15 protein-coding genes are annotated in these 17,559 nt (G+C 62.1%); 10 read left to right on the top strand and 5 right to left on the bottom strand.

Annotated features, from left to right (window positions below; translation table 11 throughout):
* Positions 1 to 371 precede the first annotated feature (371 nt).
* Together ACR9YP_RS30895 and ACR9YP_RS30890 are read left to right on the top strand one after the other, a co-directional pair.
* Complete coding sequence (locus ACR9YP_RS30895) at positions 372 to 590, top strand: hypothetical protein (RefSeq protein ID WP_474217791.1); 219 nt, start codon at positions 372 to 374, stop codon at positions 588 to 590.
* A gap of 285 nt (positions 591 to 875) precedes the next feature.
* Entirely contained in the window at positions 876 to 2,000 is a 1,125-nt protein-coding gene (locus tag ACR9YP_RS30890; protein WP_474217790.1) for an amidinotransferase, read from the top strand.
* Positions 2,001 to 2,035: 35 nt separating this feature from the next.
* Here ACR9YP_RS30890 and ACR9YP_RS30885 read toward each other — a convergent pair whose 3' ends face one another.
* Positions 2,036 to 2,578, bottom strand: coding sequence for a 2'-5' RNA ligase family protein (locus tag ACR9YP_RS30885; protein ID WP_438109525.1), 543 nt, complete (start codon positions 2,576 to 2,578; stop codon positions 2,036 to 2,038).
* 134 nt (positions 2,579 to 2,712) lie between these two features.
* On the opposite strand from ACR9YP_RS30885, the gene ACR9YP_RS30880 reads away from it, so the two are divergent.
* From ACR9YP_RS30880 to ACR9YP_RS30870, 3 genes are all read left to right on the top strand, one after another.
* Positions 2,713 to 2,979 (top strand): lanthionine synthetase LanC family protein, encoded by a 267-nt coding sequence (locus ACR9YP_RS30880; protein ID WP_438109524.1) that lies wholly within the window; start codon positions 2,713 to 2,715, stop codon positions 2,977 to 2,979.
* A 418-nt stretch (positions 2,980 to 3,397) separates the two neighbouring features.
* On the top strand, positions 3,398 to 4,897 hold the full coding sequence (locus ACR9YP_RS30875; RefSeq protein ID WP_474217789.1) for a CYTH and CHAD domain-containing protein: 1,500 nt from the start codon (positions 3,398 to 3,400) through the stop codon (positions 4,895 to 4,897).
* A gap of 170 nt (positions 4,898 to 5,067) precedes the next feature.
* A complete protein-coding gene (locus ACR9YP_RS30870; protein WP_438109521.1) occupies positions 5,068 to 6,798 on the top strand; it encodes a SulP family inorganic anion transporter in 1,731 nt (576 codons plus the stop codon).
* A 966-nt stretch (positions 6,799 to 7,764) separates the two neighbouring features.
* Here the strand turns inward: ACR9YP_RS30870 and ACR9YP_RS30865 are convergent.
* Genes ACR9YP_RS30865 through ACR9YP_RS30850 form a run of 4 tightly spaced genes read right to left on the bottom strand, consistent with a single transcriptional unit; the run spans position 7,765 to position 12,476 of the window.
* A complete protein-coding gene (locus ACR9YP_RS30865) occupies positions 7,765 to 8,469 on the bottom strand; it encodes an ABC transporter ATP-binding protein (RefSeq protein ID WP_438110835.1) in 705 nt (234 codons plus the stop codon).
* A 5-nt stretch (positions 8,470 to 8,474) separates the two neighbouring features.
* Positions 8,475 to 10,244: a branched-chain amino acid ABC transporter ATP-binding protein/permease gene (locus tag ACR9YP_RS30860; RefSeq protein ID WP_438109520.1), complete on the bottom strand. Its 1,770-nt coding sequence runs from the start codon at positions 10,242 to 10,244 to the stop codon at positions 8,475 to 8,477.
* On the bottom strand, positions 10,241 to 11,284 hold the full coding sequence (locus ACR9YP_RS30855) for a branched-chain amino acid ABC transporter permease (RefSeq protein ID WP_438109519.1): 1,044 nt from the start codon (positions 11,282 to 11,284) through the stop codon (positions 10,241 to 10,243). The genes ACR9YP_RS30860 and ACR9YP_RS30855 overlap by 4 nt, the downstream gene beginning before the upstream one ends.
* Before the next feature lie 43 nt (positions 11,285 to 11,327).
* Positions 11,328 to 12,476 carry an ABC transporter substrate-binding protein gene (locus ACR9YP_RS30850; protein ID WP_438109518.1) on the bottom strand — a complete coding sequence of 383 codons (1,149 nt, stop codon included), beginning with the start codon at positions 12,474 to 12,476 and terminating at the stop codon, positions 11,328 to 11,330.
* A gap of 553 nt (positions 12,477 to 13,029) precedes the next feature.
* Here ACR9YP_RS30850 and ACR9YP_RS30845 point away from each other — a divergent pair.
* From ACR9YP_RS30845 to ACR9YP_RS30825, 5 genes are read left to right on the top strand one after another with little or no spacing between them, the layout of a single operon-like run.
* Complete coding sequence (locus ACR9YP_RS30845) at positions 13,030 to 13,812, top strand: aspartate/glutamate racemase family protein (RefSeq protein WP_438109517.1); 783 nt, start codon at positions 13,030 to 13,032, stop codon at positions 13,810 to 13,812.
* Positions 13,813 to 13,841: 29 nt separating this feature from the next.
* Positions 13,842 to 14,270 carry an organic hydroperoxide resistance protein gene (locus tag ACR9YP_RS30840; protein ID WP_438109516.1) on the top strand — a complete coding sequence of 143 codons (429 nt, stop codon included), beginning with the start codon at positions 13,842 to 13,844 and terminating at the stop codon, positions 14,268 to 14,270.
* A gap of 25 nt (positions 14,271 to 14,295) precedes the next feature.
* Positions 14,296 to 15,474, top strand: a complete 1,179-nt coding sequence (locus ACR9YP_RS30835; protein ID WP_474217788.1) for a thiolase family protein — start codon at positions 14,296 to 14,298, stop codon at positions 15,472 to 15,474.
* Positions 15,471 to 16,712 (top strand): SDR family NAD(P)-dependent oxidoreductase, encoded by a 1,242-nt coding sequence (locus ACR9YP_RS30830; RefSeq protein WP_438109514.1) that lies wholly within the window; start codon positions 15,471 to 15,473, stop codon positions 16,710 to 16,712. Before ACR9YP_RS30835 ends, ACR9YP_RS30830 begins: the two co-directional genes overlap by 4 nt.
* A gap of 33 nt (positions 16,713 to 16,745) precedes the next feature.
* A complete protein-coding gene (locus ACR9YP_RS30825; RefSeq protein ID WP_438109513.1) occupies positions 16,746 to 17,528 on the top strand; it encodes a cyclase family protein in 783 nt (260 codons plus the stop codon).
* The last annotated feature ends 31 nt before the right edge of the window (positions 17,529 to 17,559 follow it).

The following is a 17,559-nucleotide window of genomic DNA, read 5'->3' as shown; positions in this document are numbered from 1 at the left end:
GCTTCGATCCCTTAGCGCTCGGGTGCAAAAGGCGTTGGAAAGAACCAACGGCAAACGTTCAAGAGTCCCACGTGTGGGGGCAGTGCGGCGTCGATCCCGAAGATAACTGCAGGATCGAGAGCCATGAGCCGTAGCTGGGCCATGGGCCGTAACCCGCAGAAGGTGGGCTCTCTGTCAAAGGCCTGCTCTGGGTCAAAAGCATCGTTCTAGCTGCCCGCTAGTCACTTCCGGTCTGCGCCGATCGGCGAACGGTTTTGGAGCCCGGCCATGGGCAGTCTTATGGGGGTTGATCCTTGGGACGGTCCAATCGCGTACCGCTTCCATGTGTGCTATCTAGTTGGGTAGCAAAATGGTAGCGGGAAAAGCAGATCATGACTGAGGATCAGGTCAATCTCGTCGTTCAGCACCTTTGCGACCAATTGCACTTGGCGCTCCGATTGAAGGGCAGCGAGGCGCATCCACCAAACGCCAAGGATATTGGATTCGATCCTGCCTTTGTAAGAACTGTACTGCTGACCGGCTTGCGATCGGCAGGTGTCACGATCCATGACGAGGCAGCCGGGCCGAGCGAAGAGCCGCCGCGGTCCTAAACGCAAGATGCGGGACAAAAGCTCCGCGCCGAAGTCTCGGTGGTGTCACGAGCGGCTGTCGAGGTAACCGCGGCCCCGCGTCCCGTTTACCGTCGACAGCCGACATCACAATAGCTTCAGCGTTGTTCGGCTTGGGGTCCAAAGGCGGTCCTAGCTCAAAGGCAAGGAATAAGTCAGCTGCGGGCCATAGCCGACACCCGGGATTTTGCCGTTGACCGGCACACGGTGGCCCGACTTCGGAACCTCTGGGGCCAGCGGCTGTTGTAGCGCACGAGGGCCTGATGCATGGACATGGTCACGCGCGCTGACAGTGCGGAAGCCGACCCACCGAGCCGCGCTTCTCCGGTGAACTCACACAACGAGTGGGACCCGCTGGAGGAAGTGATAGTCGGAAGGCTCGAGGGCGCGGTAATCCCCTCCGACCACCCGGTTGTCACCTGCAACATTCCGGGCATGGCTGCGCGGGCCCAGTCGCTGTTCGCAGGCTTCCATTACCCGAAGATCATGATTGAACCCGCGCAGCGCGAACTCGACGATTTTGTCGCTCTGCTACGATCGCTGGGCATCGTAGTAAAGCGGCCGGAAGCGATCGACCACAAGAAGCGCTTCGGCACGCCGGAATGGTCCTCGCAGGGCTTCTGCAATTCCTGCCCGCGCGACAGCATGCTTGTGGTTGGCGGGGAGATCATCGAGACGCCGATGGTTTGGCCATGTCGCTACTTCGAAACGCACTCCTATCGTCCGATCCTGAAGCAATATTTCCGACGTGGCGCGCGCTGGACCGCCGCGCCCAGGCCGCAGCTGACGAACGAGCTGTTCGATCCAGAGTTTCACGTGCCGGGGAAAGGCGAGCCGATTTCATACATACTCACCGAATTTGAACCGGTCTTTGACGCCGCCGATTTCTTTCGCTGCGGGCGCGACCTGTTCGTGACCCGCAGCAACGTAACCAATGCGTCCGGCATTGAATGGCTGCGTCGGCATCTTGGCGACGGTTATCGCATTCATGAAATCAAGAGCCGCTGTCCCAGTCCGATGCACATTGACACGACCATTTTGCCGCTTGGGCCCGGCAAGATTCTGATCAATCCCGAATACATTGACGCCGACCAACTTCCGGCCATCTTGAAAAAATGGGACATCCTCGTGGCTCCGGAGCCCGAGCCGATAACCGATCCTATGCTCAGGATTACCTCGCTATGTGGGAAATGGCTGAACATGAACGTGCTGATGCTGGACGAGAAGCGAGTTATCGCTGATCCGCATCATACCGCAACGATGCGTGCGTTGGAGAATTGGGGACTCGAGCCCATTCCCTGCGAGTTCTTGCACTATGCCGCATTTGGCGGAGCCTTCCATTGCGCCACCCTCGACATCCGGCGGTGCGGCACGTTGCAAGATTATTTTTGAGCGCCGACCCTCAGGTTGACGGTGCAGTCGTGAACTTAGGGAATACCCTTCGGCAGCTCCCGTTGCGCAATGACCCGTACGGGTGGGAAGACGACGCAATCCACCACATCGAAAATCACTTCGATACGTCGGTCGAAGGACTTCGCGAAGGCAATGGCGTCCTTGGTCTTTGCATCGGCGATACGTGTGCCGAGTGTACAATGCGGGGTCCAGGCGCCTGGCCGATAATGTGGCCGACAATGGGCCGGGTCGATGGCGGCGCTGATTGAAGCGTGCCACCTTCCAATGATCTCGTTTGCTTCGGGCTCGGCCCACAACACAAGTGGTGGGCCTACGAACCATTTAATTCGTCTGAATGCGATAGGCAATTGCACTCCGCCTGCGCTCGCGGACAGCATCGCATTCCACGCCGTCTTCTCTTCGATTTCAGGTGAGTCATAGATCGCGAATGTCAGATGTGGTCGGTACGCCAAGGTACGCATCGACGGCTTGTCCTCAAAGGCAGCAACTTGGTCCCACAGCCGTTCGATTTCGAAAGCGGAAGCGTTATCGGCCCGAAGATTGATTGCGAGTGCCATCGAGCGCCCTGCTAAAGCTGAAAAAGTCCATCATCTTGATCGGCGTGTCGAAGATCTGCAACAGGTCATTCGCCGGCCTGGGATGTGCCGACGGCAAAGGCCAGCTATAGGCTCAATAACCGACATCGGGTTGGGTGGGCATCCCAAAGGGATCGAACCTTTGCCACGGTACCGGTGGAAATGGCTACGCATTCCTCAAGCTCTACCGACGCACGAATGCCCCCATTTGGCTGGATCGCGCGCGCCAGTTCGCTATGACTGCCATCTTCCAGTATCGCGGCGCTCAGATGGTTGCCGGCCGCGGTCGGTATTCGCTTTGGACCGGTGACATCGGTCTTGCAATCTACCTTTGGGATTGCATCACAGGGGATGCTCGGTTCCCGACTATCGACGTGTTCTGAAATGTGGGACGGGGGACGCTATGGGTCAAAATCGGCGTTCTGAGCCGGCGCGAGTGGTTGACTTTTCGCCAATCCGACTCGTTGCGATGCGGAGATACATTCGTCAGCGAGGTTGACTGCCATGCTTGCGGAAAGTTCTTTTTCTAGTATTGGAGACGCTGAGAAGCCACGCGTCCGATGATAAGCCGCTCATCGTGATAAGCACCGCGCCGCATATTCCGATCGCGTTGCCGCGCAGGAAGTAGTCTTGAGGCCGCCCGGTCAGGAGCGGCCTTTTTGTTTACAGGGATGCCGCGCCTTGGGAAGGATGGAACAGAGGCGTCCGTAACCGGATTAGTAAAGGCGCCTTTGTCGCCGATCTGTTCGTCGACTTTCGCGATCCGTTACTGGTTCCGTGAGCAAGCCGGAGATCTGGCACATGGGACTCGAGGCCGAGTTGAAATTTCACGTTCCACATCGTGGCTTGAAGCAAGTGGAGCATGGACGACTTCCGGGCACGAAGCGGGGATGTCCGGCAGAAGCCGACCTGCTTTCGACATATTTTGATACGCCAAGACACAAGCTAAAGAAGCATGGTCTCTCTCTTCGCGTCCGCCAGGACAAGGAGACGTACATCCAAACCGTAAAATCGGAAACGGATGGGCAGTTCGGCCGCGGAGAATGGGAAACGTTGCTTGAAAGCGGTACACCCGATCTCACAAAGCTCAACGGTTCCCCGCTTGAGGCGCTTTCCTCAAAAAAGCTGAGACAGAAACTCGAGCCGATCTTCAAGACCTCCGTGCACCGCGTCACTCTGCCGATCGAGAGAAAAGGCAGTCAGATCGAGCTCGCGATCGACCGCGGCAAGATCATGGTGGGGCATCGTTCGGAGCCGATCGACGAAGTGGAGATTGAACTCAGGCGCGGCAAGCCGCAGGATCTCTTTGAGACAGCGGATGCGCTGGCGCGAAGGACGGAAGCCGAGCTGTATCTGCGATCAAAGGCCGAACGGGGCTATGACCTCGCTGACGGACAAGTCAATCCTGTCAGTTTCGCCGCGCCGATCAAGTTGGACAAGCGCATGGACGCAAGCGACGCTTTCCGGATCGTCGCTCGCTCCGCGATCCGGCACTTCGTGGGAAATGCCGATGCCGTGCGGGACCACAATCCCGAAGGCGTCCACGAAATGAGAGTTGGATTGCGGCGCTTGCGCGCAGCGATTTCGCTCTTCTCCAAGCTCTTGCCGAAATCGAGCACAGCAAACATCAAGCGCGAGCTGAAGTGGCTGACGGGCGAGCTTGCGGCGGCCCGCGAGCTCGACGTCTTTCTCAACCAGACAATTCGTCCCGCGGCTCGTGACGTCATTCCACGGCGCGGCATCGCGGCTGTCAAGCAGGAGTTCACGAGGCGACGCGCCGAGGCCTTCGAGCAGGCATCAAGTGCCCTCGACTCAAGGCGCTTTCGAACGTTGTTGCTGGACGTACTGGAATGGGTGGAGATGGCGCATCATGGCTCCAGCGGCCACACCCCGATCCGCAAATTCGCCGCCAAACTTCTTGTTCGCCGCATTCAAAAGATACAGAAGGATGGCAAGCAGCTTGAGGATTTATCGGCTCGCGCGCGGCACAGGCTGCGCATCAGGATCAAGAAGGTCAGATATGCGGCGAGGTTCTTCGAAAGCTTGTTCAATTCCAGGGGTCAGCGCAAGCGGCTTGCGCAACTCGAGAAACATTCGAAGAGGCTCCAGGACGCATTGGGAGCAGTCAATGACTATCTTGCGCACCGAGAGATGGCGCTCGATGCGGCCCTCAATGCACCGCCTCACAACCGACGCGCTCGCGCTTTTGCCTCGGGCGTCCTCGTTGGTCGGGAGGATCAGGCTGCAAGACCGCTCTTGCGAGCAGCCCGGAAAAGGGTGAGCCGGCTGAGGGCGTTGTAGACAGCAGGCGTGCTGCGGCGCCGACGACGGATAGGTTGGTCCAGCGATGAGGTCGCCTCATTGCTCTGGTGGTCGGGGGCGTAACAGCCTAGACTGAATTCGAGCTGGGCCAATGGGAGCCAGCGCATGAGGCCTCGCGCGCTCAATCCGGTTCGAAAGTGGCCGCCCACATGAAGCATTGGATTCATTGGCTGCCAGGGCTGGACACCTTCCGTCAATATAAGGCGGCCCACCTTCCGCACGATATCTTCGCTGGGCTTGTGCTCGCGACGATGCTGGCCCCGGCTGGAATTGCCTACGCGGAGGCATCCGGCTTGCCCGGCGTCTACGGTCTCTACGCAACGATCACACCGCTGTTGGCCTATGCATTGTTCGGTCCGAGCCGCATTCTCGTCCTGGGACCAGACTCGGCCTTAGCGGCCATCATTCTCGGCGTCGTCGTTCCGTTGTCTGGCGGTGACCCTCTTCGCGCCGTGACCCTGGCCGGGATGATGGCACTCGTTTCGGGAGCCGTATTCATTCTGGCTGGCATCGCGGGCCTGGGTTTTGTGACCGAGCTCCTCTCCAAGCCGATACGCTATGGCTACATGAACGGAATTGCGTTGACCGTGTTGATCAGCCAACTGCCAAAGCTCTTCGGCTTCTCGATCGAGAGCGAAGGGCCCTTGCGGAGCCTATGGGCGATCGGTAGCGCAGTGGTGGAGGGACGGACAAACTGGGTCGCACTTGCCATTGGGCTCGGCACGCTGGCGACCATTCTGTTGCTCCAGAAATACAAGCGGCTTCCCAACATTCTGATTGCGGTCGTCGGCGCGACCGCCGCGGTCGGTGTGCTTGACCTTGGAGATCGCTACGCGGTGCAGCTCTTGGGACCTCTTCCAGAAGGTCTGCCGGGGTTCGCCGTTCCCTGGATCGGATACAGCGACCTCGTCCCAGTGCTGATCGGCGGGTGCGCAACCGCGTTGGTGGCGTTTGCCGATACCAGCGTGCTTTCGCGGACCTATGCCGCAAGATTGGGGACTCACGTCGATCCCAACCAGGAGTTGGTGGGGCTCGGCGCGGCCAACCTCGTAGCCGGCTTTTTCCAAGGTTTTCCGATCAGCAGCAGCGGTTCGCGTACTCCCGTTGCAGAAGCCGCCGGTGCCCGCACCCAACTCACCGGCGTCGTCGGCGCGCTTGCCATCGCCTTCCTTCTGTTGGCCGCGCCGAACCTCCTTCAGCATTTGCCCAACGCTGCCCTAGCCGCCGTCGTTATAGCCGCCGCAATCGGTCTGATTGAGATCACCGACCTCAAACGGATCTATCGCATTCAGCAGTGGGAGTTCTGGCTGTCGATCGTCTGCTTCGGCGGTGTGGCGGTGCTTGGCGTGATCCCGGGGATCGGTCTCGCAATCGCCATCGCCATCGCCGAGTTCTTATGGGACGGTTGGCGCCCGCACTCCGCCGTGCTTGGCCGCGCCCACGGCGTCAAGGGTTACCACGACATCACGAGATATCCGGATGCACGTCGGATTCCCGGGCTGGTTCTGTTTCGGTGGGATGCGCCTCTGTTCTTTGCCAATGCTGAATTCTTCAAGGAGCGCGCTTTGGATGCCGTGGCGAAATCGCCGACGCCCGTACGCTGGCTGGTCGTTGCGGCCGAGCCGGTCACCAGCGTGGACGTCACCGCTGGCGATACCGTCGCCGAGCTCGACGAGGCCTTGCACGCCGAGGGCATCGAGCTTTGCTTTGCCGAGCTCAAGGACCCCGTAAAGGACAAGCTGAAGAGATTTGGATTGTACGCGCAGCTGGGGGAGAAATACTTCTTTCCGACAATTGGCGCTGCCGTTTCCAGCTATCTGGAGATCAACAGTGACGTCGAGTGGGAGGACTGGGAGGACCGACAGAGCGAAGGGCGGTAACACGCTGGATTTGAATAGTACGCCAATCGACTGCCGCTCGTGCCCGTATTCAAGCTCTTGTGTCCTAATGTGAATCCCGCGGAGTCCCAATAATTTCCGCAAGCGACCTTTTGGGCGACAGATCAAGGAATTTGATGCTCGGAACGAGTCCAGAACGCCTTCGCATCCTTAGCTATCGAAGCACCACGATGGCTGCTAAGTTCCGGCCCTATGAGGCGCCAAGCCATTATCGTCCCAGCGATCGGATTAGCAATTGTTTTGGCGGCGATCGTGCTGTTGCTTGGCGGGTAAGTCGTCCTCAGTTCTGCCTTGACTCATGTTATGAAGCCGCACCGGGGTTTACGGGGGAGTTTATGAAAAAGGGCGATGTGACGTGCTCTGAGTGCGGGGCGGGTTTTCGGCGTCTTGAGTTAGCGACCGCGCCTGGCACAAAAGGGGAATATCGTTGCCCTGCTTGCGGCGAGGTTTTAGAGAGGTTTGATGGTAGTGCGCTTGTCGCCTACCGTCTTACGATTCAACCCTCCATTAAGGCGATCCGCGAGTGACGAGAGTGCATTTGCATGACTGTCACACACCAGTCTTAGCATGAGATAGCGACGGCCGCCCGTCGCGCTCGCACTCCCCGTCCATTCCAATTCCACGGTGGGCGGGGAGCTTTTTAGGCCGTCTCAGTTGGCGGCATCTCATTTTGATGTCGCCTATTGGCGTGGCACATCCGCTTAACGGTTGCCTCAAACCAGAGTGTTCCATGGCGCCGATTGAAGACTATTCGCTAGGCCCGGCAACGATGACATCATGCCACTGTTTTGCCCGACGCGTCAACCTTGTATTCGAAAAATCAGAAGTTGCTGCGTCGGTCTGCTAAGCCATTGATATCGTGATCACCGGCTACTGTGCATGGGGTTGTTTTTCGACTTTTTGTTGTGCGGCCCCCCGAAGCTCCGCCGCGCCTGATCGCGGCCGCCGCTAATGTCCGCCGAAATAGGCCGTGATCAGCCGGGGATCGTGGATGAGATCCTTGGCGGGTCCTGACTGCACGATCTCGCCGGTCTCCAGAACGTAGCCGTAATCGGCCGTCTCAAGCGCGGCGCGGGCGTTCTGCTCGACCAGCAGGATCGACACGCCGAGATCGCGCAGCGATGCGATGGTGCGGAAGATCTCGCGCACGATCAGGGGCGCAAGGCCGAGGCTCGGCTCGTCGAGCATGAGCAGCTTCGGCCTCGCCATCAGCGCGCGTCCGAGTGCGAGCATCTGGCGCTCGCCGCCGGAGAGCGTGCCGGCGGCCTGGCGCTGCCGCTCCTTCAGCCGGGGAAAGCGGTCATAAACCTCGTCGAGCGTCTTCTGGACGCCTGAGCGGTCGCGCAGGCTGTAGGATCCCAGCAGGAGATTGTCGGCCACCGACATGTCGGAGAACAGCTCACGCTTCTCCGGTACCAGGCACAATCTGCGTTCGACGCGATCCTCGACCGACATCCTGCCGATGTCGCTGCCCTGAAAGACCATGCGTCCCCTCGAGGAGAGCAGTCCGATCGCGGCCATCAGCAGCGTGGTCTTGCCGGCGCCGTTCGGGCCGATGACGGTGACGATTTGCCCTTCCTCGACCGACAGCGAGACGTTGCGGACCGCTTCGACATTGTCATAGCAGACCGTGACGTTCGACAGGGAAAACATCGAGCTCACGCGACGCCTCCGAGATATGCCTCTTGCACTCGTGCGTCGCTGCGGATTGCAGCCGGCGCGCCCTCGCAGAGCTTCGAGCCGAAATCCAGCACGACGATGCGGTCGACCAGCGACATCACGAACTCCATGTCGTGCTCGACGATCAGGATGGTCAGGTGGTCGGCCCGGAGCGAGCGCAGCAGCTCGGCCAGCCTGAGCTTCTCCTGGCGGCGCAGGCCCGCGGCGGGCTCGTCCAGCACCAAGAGGGTCGGGTCTGCGGCAAGCGCGCGCGCGATCTCCAGGATGCGCTGATTTCCGAGCGGCAGGTTGCCGGCGAGTTCGAACGGCTTCTCGCCGAGACCGACGCGTTCGAGCTGCGTCAGCGCCTCATGACGGGCGCTCGCTTCCTCACGCCGATTGAGCCGGAAGGCTCCGGCGAACAGCCCCGCGCCGGTGCGGCCATAGGTGCCAAGCATCACGTTCTCCAAAAGGCTCATGCGCGGCCGCAGCTTGACGTGCTGGAACGTGCGCGCGATTCCGGCCTTGGCGATACGGGACTGCTCGTCACGTGTGATCGGGCGTCCGGCAAAGACGATCTCGCCCTTGTTGACCCGCAGCGCGCCGGTCAGGCAATTGAACATTGTGCTCTTGCCGGCTCCGTTCGGACCGATCACGGCGAGGATTTCACCCGAGCGTACTTCGAAGCTGACATTGTTGACGGCGACCAGGCCGCCGAACCGGCGCTCGGCGCCGTCCACCTTCAAGAGCAGCTCACCGGGCTTCGGTTGCGAACGGCGGGGCAGGGGCGATGCCGGCCGCGGCCGTTCGTGCTGCAGTTTCGGCAGGTAGCGCGCGATGAACGGCACGATGCCCTGTCGCGCCCACTGCAGGAACAGGATGAACAGCGCCGAGAAGGCGACGATCTCGAGCTGTCCGGAGGCGCCCTTGGCGATCAAGGGCAGATAGTCCTGCACGCTGTTCTTCAGCAGCGTCACGATGGCGGCGCCGACGACGCCGCCGAGAAGGCTGCCGGCACCTCCGACCATCGACATCATCAGGTATTCGATGCCCATGCCGGCATCGAACGGACCCGGGCTGATGAAACGGCTCATATGGGCGTACAGCCATCCCGAGAGCGAGGCCAGGAAGGCCGCGATCACGAAAGTCACGAGCTTGATCCGGAACGCGTTGATGCCGAGGCTTTCGACCAGCGTGTTGCCGCCGCGCAGGGCGCGCATGGCGCGGCCGAGCCGGGAGTCCAGCAGGTTGTAGCCGAAGAAGAGGATGGCGGTCACGATGCCCCAGATCAGGAAATAGATCTGCGCGCTGGAGACGAGGGCGAACGATCCGAAGCTGATCGGCGGGATCGACGAGATGCCGTTGAACCGGCCGAGCCCCTCGACATTGCCGAACAGGAAGCCGATCGCCAGACCCCAGGCCATGGTGCTGAGCGAAAGGAAGTGACCCTGAAGCCGCAGCGTGACGAGGCCGAGAATGGTCGCAACGCCGCAGGTCAAGGCCACGCCGAACAGCAGGCCGAGCCAGGGCGAATGGCCAGTCAATGCCGAGACCCAGGCGGTGGCATAGGCCGCGACCCCGACGAAGGCCGCTTGTCCGAACGACACAATGCCGCCGACGCCGGTGAGGAGCGCGAGCCCGATGGCGACCAGCGAATAGATGCCGATGTAGTTCATTAAGGTGATGCTGAACGGGCCGAGGACGAAGGGAGCCGTAGCGAGGCACAGGACGGCGGCGCCAGCGGCGATCTGAACGTGAAGGCGCGTCATTCCTCGATCTCCTCCTCGGAATGCAGCGATGCGAGGGATCGCCAGATCAGGACCGGGATCAGCAGCGAGAACACGATGACGTCCTTCAGTGCGCTGCTCTCGAAGGATGCGAAGCTTTCGAGGATGCCGACGCCGACGGCGCCGATCGCCGCGCCCGGATAGCTCGTCATGCTGCCGATGATGGCGCCGACGAACGCCTTGAGGCCGATCAGGAAGCCGGAATCGTAGAACACCGTGTTGACGGGCGCGATCAGGATGCCCGATACGCCGGCCATGAGAGAGCCGAGGAGATAGGCGATCGTGCCGGCGCGCGCCGGTCGTATTCCCATCAGTCGCGAGCCGGTCCGGTTCACGGCGGTGGCGCGGAGGGATTTGCCGACCAGTGTGAAGTCGAAGAAGAGATAGAGCAGGCCACTGAACACGAGCGCCGCGATGACGATCAGCATGGTCTGGCCCGAGATCAGGACGCCGGCGAGCTCCATCGAGAGCGAGGTCAGCGGCTCGGTGCGGACACCTTCGGGGCCGAAGAACAACAGGCCCAGTCCCACCAGCGCAAAATGCAGGGCCACCGACACCGTCAGCAGCAGCAGCACCGTGCCGTCCGCGATCGGGCGGAACACGATGCGGTCGAGCAGCGGCGAGATCGGCGTGATCAGCATCAGCGCGAGCACGAGCCTGACGGCGAGGGGCGGGTCGAGGCGCGTGGCAAGCCAGGCGCTACCGACCACAGCCAAGGGGAGTACGAGATAGAAGAGCAGGGCGCGCGGAGCGAGACGAAGCTCGCCAGAGCGCGTCAACGAAACGATCTCAATGAAGGTTGCGAGGCAGGCCAGCACCACGACCAGCGCGCCCGTCCCCGGAAAGCGCTTCGCATCGAGCGCCGCCAGCGTCAGCGCCGTGAACGCCGCGATGTCGCCAAAGGGGACGAAGATGACCCGCGTCACGGTGAATATGAGCACGGTCCCGATCGCCACGAGCGCATAGACCGCGCCGGTGGCGATACCGTCGATCGCAAGTATGGCTGCGATATCGCTCGTCATTGAGACGCTATCCCCCTTCTGATTGCCGCCCCTTGGTCTTTCTTTACGGCGCGTACTTCCAGGCGCCGCCGGTGAGGCGAACGACGACGAGGGAGCGCTCGTCGACACCAGTCACAGCGCCCGGCTTGAAGTTGTAGACGGCATGCACGCCCGGAAGCTCCTTGGTGCTGAGGATCGCATCGCGCAGGGCAGCGCGGAATTCGGCCGTGCCGGGTTTCGCGGTCTTGAGCGCCCGCTCGGCCGCGTTGGCGAAGATCAGCCAGGCGTCGAAGGAATAGGCCGAGAAACCGTCCGTGGTCGGAATGTTGTGGGTCTTCTGGTAGACGCTGCGAAAATCCAGCGCGATCTTCTTGGCGAAGTGCTCGTCGGGCAGCTGTTCGGCGACGATCACGGGCCCGGCCGAGACTTGAATTCCGTCCGCCGCCTTGCCGCCCACGTTGACGAAGTCCGGATTGACCAGCGCCACCGTGCCGTAGGTGTTGCCCTTGAAGCCGCGCTCGGCAAGGCTGAGAAGGGGGAGCGCACCTTGCGTGCCGGAGCCTCCGATCAGCACGGCGTCGGGCCGTGCGGCCATCACCTTGAGGATCTGCGCGGTGACCGAAGTGTCGGTGCGGGCATAGCGCTCGTTGGTCTGGATCTTGAGGTCGTCGGTCGCCTCGGCCGCCTTGGCGCCGTTGTAGACGAGGTCGCCCCATGCATCCGAGAAGCCGATATAGCCGATATTCTTCTTGCCATCGCGCTTCATGCGATCGGCGATGATCTTGACGAGCAGCGAAGCCGGCTGCGGTACCGAGACCACCCACTGCTCCGGCGTATCGGGCAGCTTGACGATCGGCGAGACCGCGATCATCGGCACCTTCAATTCGCTCGCCACTGCCGCCATGGCGATCGTCGATGGCGCGGTTGCGGTGCCGATCAGCAGGTCCACCTTCTCTTCTTCCACCAGCTTGCGGGCGTTGCGCGTCGCAGCCGACGGATCGGAGCCGTCGTCGAGCTGGATCAGGCGAATGGTCTCGCCATTGACCGACTTCCTGTATTCGTAGGCCGCGTTGATGCCGCGCCCGTAGGGGATCCCGATCGAGGAGCCGTTGCCACTCAGCGAGGTGACAAAGCCGATGGTGATGTCGGCCTGCGCGGCCGGTGCGACGACGATTCCAGCCACAAGTGCAAGTAAGCTCACGGTCTTGCGCATTGCCTTCTCCTGCTTCGATGGGAATGTGAGTGACTGGATGCTGCCGGGCCTGAGCCCGAACTTCGAACGAATGGATCGAAAGCGATGCTGCAGCGCCGAATGTCGGCGCGACTGAAAAGACCTTGCCTTGCGGGCAGCGCAATCATGCCCGGGCTTGCCGCTGCAGGTTAGCGCAGCCGCGCTCTGTCGCGCGTCGTTCAAGTTCGAAGACTGTCCACACAATCGAGTCTCTCAAGAACGGTGCCCTGCAACTCATTGTCCCGCCGCCAGAGCCGGCCGGCGAAGTATTACTTAAAGCCTAAAGTATATTCCGAGGAGGCGTCAACAGCATGGGGCGGCTGTCTTCAAAAAAATGCTGTTGCATACAATTCCGGCACCGGCAGCCAAAACTCGCGCTTCCTGTTCGCGCGAAATGGGCGCGGCGGCCGTGGCGCCTCGGACCATAATCTTCGATGCGCCGCACACATTTGACGCGCCAATTAGTTTATGGTTGAAATATTCGCGTCGACAGTCCCGCGACCGATCCTCCCATACCCGTTCGAGGAGAAGGACGATGCGCATCTTCTGGCAGAGCTTCGTTGATGCGAGCCTGAACGCGCCGTACATGGCGCTGCTGTCCGAGTATCTCAACAACATCGCTGCGCCGGGCACGACGGTCCATGTCGAGGGAATTTCGCCGCCGGACCGGGAGTTCGGACGTCTTGCTGAACTGCGCTGCGCCGTGCAGGCGATCGACAATGGTATCGCGGCGGAGGAGCAAGGCTTCGATGCATTCGTCATGGGTCACTTCCAGGATCCCGGTCTGTACGAGCTTCGCGCGACGCTCGATATTCCCGTGATCGGGACCGGTGAGGCGACGCTGCTTGCCGCCTCGCAGCTTGGTCGGCGGCTCGGCCTCGTTACGCTCGATACCGTCTTCGAGGTCTGGCACTACGAGCAGGCCGAGCGTTATGGCCTTGGCGATCGCGTCGTTCACGTGACGGGCCTGGACTGCAAGCCCGAGGATTTCGCAGATGCCTTCGCGGGCGATCAAGCCGCGCACCGGCGCATGATTGAGGATTTCGTCGCCTGCGCGCTGCCGCTCGTCGAGCGCGGTGCCGATGTCGTGATTCCCGCCGGCGTGCTGCCGGGCCTGCTGATCGGCCGGGAGCATGGTCTCAAGGTTGGGCATGCTCCGGTGGTCAACTGCGCCGCGGTGGCGCTGAAGAGCGCCGAGATGTGGGTGCAGCTCAGGCGCCTCAATGGTACCGAGCCGAGCCGCGGGCCGAGCTTCAAGCGCGCCAGCGTGCTTGCTCGTGACGATTTCCGCGCGATGCTCGCGCGCAACCGACGCTAGGGCCCGTTGCAGCGTTTGGAGAAGACGACATGATGACGCCTGAGAAGATCCTATACGAAACCGAAGTCACGGCCACGGGGGGCCGCGACGGCAAGGCAGCGAGCTCCGACGGATCGCTATCGGTGTCGCTGTCGCTGCCGCAATCGCTGGGTGGCCCCGGAGGCGAGGGCACGAATCCGGAGCAGCTCTTTGCGGCCGGCTATGCCGCGTGCTTTCTTGGAGCGGTCAAGCTCGTGGCGCGCACCAGGAAGGTCGTGCCGGTCGCGGAGCCTTCGGTGACCGCGAAGGTTGTGATGGGGCCCGTGCCCGTCGGTTATGCGCTCGCCGTCGAACTGAAGGTCAGGCTGCCCGGTGTCGAGACGACAGTGGCGGAAGGCATTGTTGCCGGTGCCCACGAACGCTGCCCCTATTCGAACGCGACGCGCGGCAATATCGATGTGAAGCTGACGGTGGTCTGAGGCGGATGGACAGGACAGGCGGCCGGTGACGAATTCGCTGCGCGTATCCTATGACGGCATCGTGATGGTAGCTCCCGTCACGATACCCTATGTGCGCTACTCCATCGAAAGCGCGCAGTGGTGGATAGGTCGCGCCTTGCGCTCGCTCGTCGTCGAGTCCGGCATCAAGGTCGCCGATATCGATGGTCTGTGCGTCTCCAGTTTCACCATGGGTACGGACAGCGGTATCGGCCTGACCCAGCATTTCGGGCTCTGCGTGCGATGGTTGGATACGATTCCGCTCGGTGGCGCCAGCGCCATCGCCGCGCTGCGAAAGGCGGCGCGCGCGGTTCAGGCGCGCGATGCCGACATCGTGGCGTGCATTGCCGGCGATACCAACCACGTCGATTCCTTCCGCTTGACGCTCGAGAATTTCTCACGCTTCAATCAGGACGCGGTCTATCCTTACGGTGCGGGCGGCGCGAATTCGAGCTTCGGTCTCATTGCGCGCAACTACATGCGGAGTTTCGGAGTCACGCGTGAGGACGTCGGCAGGATCGCGGTCGCCCAACGCGCCAACGCCTTGCGCAATCCGCACGCGCTGATGAAGACGCCATTGTCGATCGAGCAGTATTTGGCGGCGCGCCCCATCTCCGATCCCATCCATCTGTTCGACTGCGTGATGCCTTGCGCCGGCGCCGAGGCCTTCCTCGTGATGCGGGAGGATACGGCCGCCTCGCTGCGGCTGCCGGCGGCAAGGCTGCTGTCGACGATCGAGCGGCACAATGCCTTCGCCGACGATCCGATGCAGGTTCGTGGCGGTTGGGCGATGGATGTCAGTGAGCTCTATGCGATGGCCGGCGTCAGGCCCGACGATCTGGACATCGTCCAGACCTACGACGATTATCCCGTCATCTCGATGATGCAGTTCGAGGATCTCGGCTTCTGCGGGAAGGGCGAGGGAGCCGAGTTCGTGCGCCAGCACGATCTCACCATCGACGGGGACTTTCCGCACAACACATCCGGCGGACAACTCTCGGTCGGACAGGCCGGAGCAGCCGGCGCCTATCTCGGTCTCGTCGAAGGGCTGCGGCAGGTTCTGGGAGTTGCGGGCCCGACACAGGTCAGGGATGCAAGCCTCGGCCTGGCCTCGGGCTTCGGTATGATCAACTATGATCGCGGACTTGCCTCCGGCGCCGCGATCTTTGCCGGGCCTTCGCGATGATCGATCCGATTGAACCGCCACGGCGCAAGAATCCGCTGCTGCGGACGCGCCTGCCGACCGCGCCGCCGCGCGCGCGCAGCAGGACGTCGCACGGCTTCACGCGCGCCGCCGCCGAAGGGCGCTTCATGCTGCAGCGCTGCCAGGGCTGCGGCACCTTCACCTATCCGGCGCGAGAGGCGTGCCCCTCATGCCTGTCGGCTGCGCTCGCTTTCGTCGACGCGCCGGCTCGCGGCTTGCTGCTTGCCGAGACCACGGCGCGCGTGCCGAGTGACGTCTATTTCCGCGAGCGGGCGCCCTGGCGCGTCGGGCTCGTCAAGATGGATTGCGGGCCGACCATCGTGGCGCATCTGCATGCCGACTGTATCGAAGGCGCCGCTGTCCGCATGTCGTTCCAGCTCGACAAGAGTGGTCAGGCGGTGGCCTTTGCCCGACCCGAAGGGGAGACCCCCAACATGGCTGATGACAGGCAGTGGCGTGAAATGACCGCCGATCCCAAGTTTCGACGCGTGCTCGTGACCAACGGCCGCAGCGCTATCGGCCGGGAAGCTGCCTTGGCGTTGAAGGCCGCGGGGACCAAGACGGTGTTCGTCGGCATCGCGGAGCCGTGGCGGCCGTTTGCCGGCGAAGAGCTGTTGCGAGGGCAGGACGGCATCGAGCTCGTGACCCTCGACGCCGCCGATGAAAAGTCAGCCGGCGATCTCGCCGCCGACATCGGCGGCAAGGTCGACATCCTCGTGAATACGACGGAGTATGTGAGGCCCGGTGGCCTATTGGACCGCAAGGGCACCGGCATTGCACGTGACGAGATCGACCAGGCCTATCTCGGCTTCATCAATCTCGCGCAGGCCTTCGGGCCCGTCATGCGGATGCGGGGCGCGGACGGCATCAACAACAGCGTCGCCTGGGTCAACATCCTCTCCGTCCATGCGTTGGCGAACTGGCCCGCCTTCGGCGCTTACTCCGCCTCGCAGGCCGCGTGCCTGTCGCTTTCGCATTGTCTTCGCGCCGAACTCCGGCCGGGCGGCATCAAGTTGATGAACGTCTTCACGGGGCCAGTCGACACCGAGTGGTTTCAGACCGTGCCTCCACCGAAGGTGGCGCCGCGCGCCGTCGCGCAGGCGGTCGTCGCCGGGCTCAGGGGCGGACTTGAAGAGATGTATGTCGGAGACGTCGCCGAGGAGATCCGGCAGCGCCTTGCGGCCAATCCAAAAGCACTCGAGCGCGAGCTCGACCGCTGAACGGCCAATTCGATCAAGCTGGAGGACGCGACGATGCAAGGCAGGGCTCTTCTGGAACTGGCGGATGCGATCGCTTCGGACGCGGTGCGCGTCATTGATCTGAGCTTCACGCTCAGCCCCGACTTTCCGGTGATCGTGTTGCCGCCCGAATTCGGCCAGGCGGCGCCGGTGCGCATCCAGGAGATTTCACGTTATGACGCGCGTGGTCCGGCCTGGTACTGGAATAATGTGACCTTCGGTGAGCATACCGGCACGCATTTCGACGCGCCGATTCACTGGTTCACCGGCAAGGATCTCGCCAACAATGCGGTCGATACCATGCCGGCCAAAGATATGATCGCGCCCGCCTGCGTCATCGACTGCTCCGCGCAGGCGGCGCAGAATCCGGACTTCGTGCTCACGGTGCCGATCGTCGAGGCCTGGGAGGCCCAGCACGGACGGATTCCTTACCGGCACTGGGTGCTGCTGCGGACCGACTGGTCGAAGAAGGGGTGGCGCGACTATTCCAACCTCCGAGATGACGGCGCTCACACGCCGGGCCCGAACGCGGCCGTGATGAAATGGCTGGTGGAGGAGCGCGGCATTATCGGTTTCGGCACCGAGACGATCGGCACCGATGCAGGACAGGCCGGACATTTCGATCCCCCTTATCCCGCGCATCACTTTCTCCACGGCGCGGGCCGCTACGGCCTGCAGTGCCTGTGTAATCTGGATCAGCTCCCCGCCACTGGGGCGATCATCGTGGCCTCTCCGCTGAAGATCAAAAACGGTTCGGGCAGTCCGCTGCGCGTGATCGCGCTGGTCTCCTCGACGTGAAACGCGCGCATGGCGCCTGCCCGACATCGAT

The organism is Bradyrhizobium sp. BR14999 (assembly GCF_056106085.1).
This window is presented reverse-complemented; position numbering and strand designations above follow the sequence as displayed.

Coding starts and splice junctions, on each gene's coding strand:
- ACR9YP_RS30895 (WP_474217791.1), top strand. CDS start 372: ATGACTGAGGATCAGGTCAATCTCGTCGTTCAGCACCTTTGCGACCAA.
- ACR9YP_RS30890 (WP_474217790.1), top strand. CDS start 876: ATGGACATGGTCACGCGCGCTGACAGTGCGGAAGCCGACCCACCGAGC.
- ACR9YP_RS30885 (WP_438109525.1), bottom strand. CDS start 2,578: ATGGCACTCGCAATCAATCTTCGGGCCGATAACGCTTCCGCTTTCGAA.
- ACR9YP_RS30875 (WP_474217789.1), top strand. CDS start 3,398: ATGGGACTCGAGGCCGAGTTGAAATTTCACGTTCCACATCGTGGCTTG.
- ACR9YP_RS30870 (WP_438109521.1), top strand. CDS start 5,068: ATGAAGCATTGGATTCATTGGCTGCCAGGGCTGGACACCTTCCGTCAA.
- ACR9YP_RS30865 (WP_438110835.1), bottom strand. CDS start 8,469: ATGTTTTCCCTGTCGAACGTCACGGTCTGCTATGACAATGTCGAAGCG.
- ACR9YP_RS30860 (WP_438109520.1), bottom strand. CDS start 10,244: ATGACGCGCCTTCACGTTCAGATCGCCGCTGGCGCCGCCGTCCTGTGC.
- ACR9YP_RS30855 (WP_438109519.1), bottom strand. CDS start 11,284: ATGACGAGCGATATCGCAGCCATACTTGCGATCGACGGTATCGCCACC.
- ACR9YP_RS30850 (WP_438109518.1), bottom strand. CDS start 12,476: ATGCGCAAGACCGTGAGCTTACTTGCACTTGTGGCTGGAATCGTCGTC.
- ACR9YP_RS30845 (WP_438109517.1), top strand. CDS start 13,030: ATGCGCATCTTCTGGCAGAGCTTCGTTGATGCGAGCCTGAACGCGCCG.
- ACR9YP_RS30840 (WP_438109516.1), top strand. CDS start 13,842: ATGATGACGCCTGAGAAGATCCTATACGAAACCGAAGTCACGGCCACG.
- ACR9YP_RS30830 (WP_438109514.1), top strand. CDS start 15,471: ATGATCGATCCGATTGAACCGCCACGGCGCAAGAATCCGCTGCTGCGG.
- ACR9YP_RS30825 (WP_438109513.1), top strand. CDS start 16,746: ATGCAAGGCAGGGCTCTTCTGGAACTGGCGGATGCGATCGCTTCGGAC.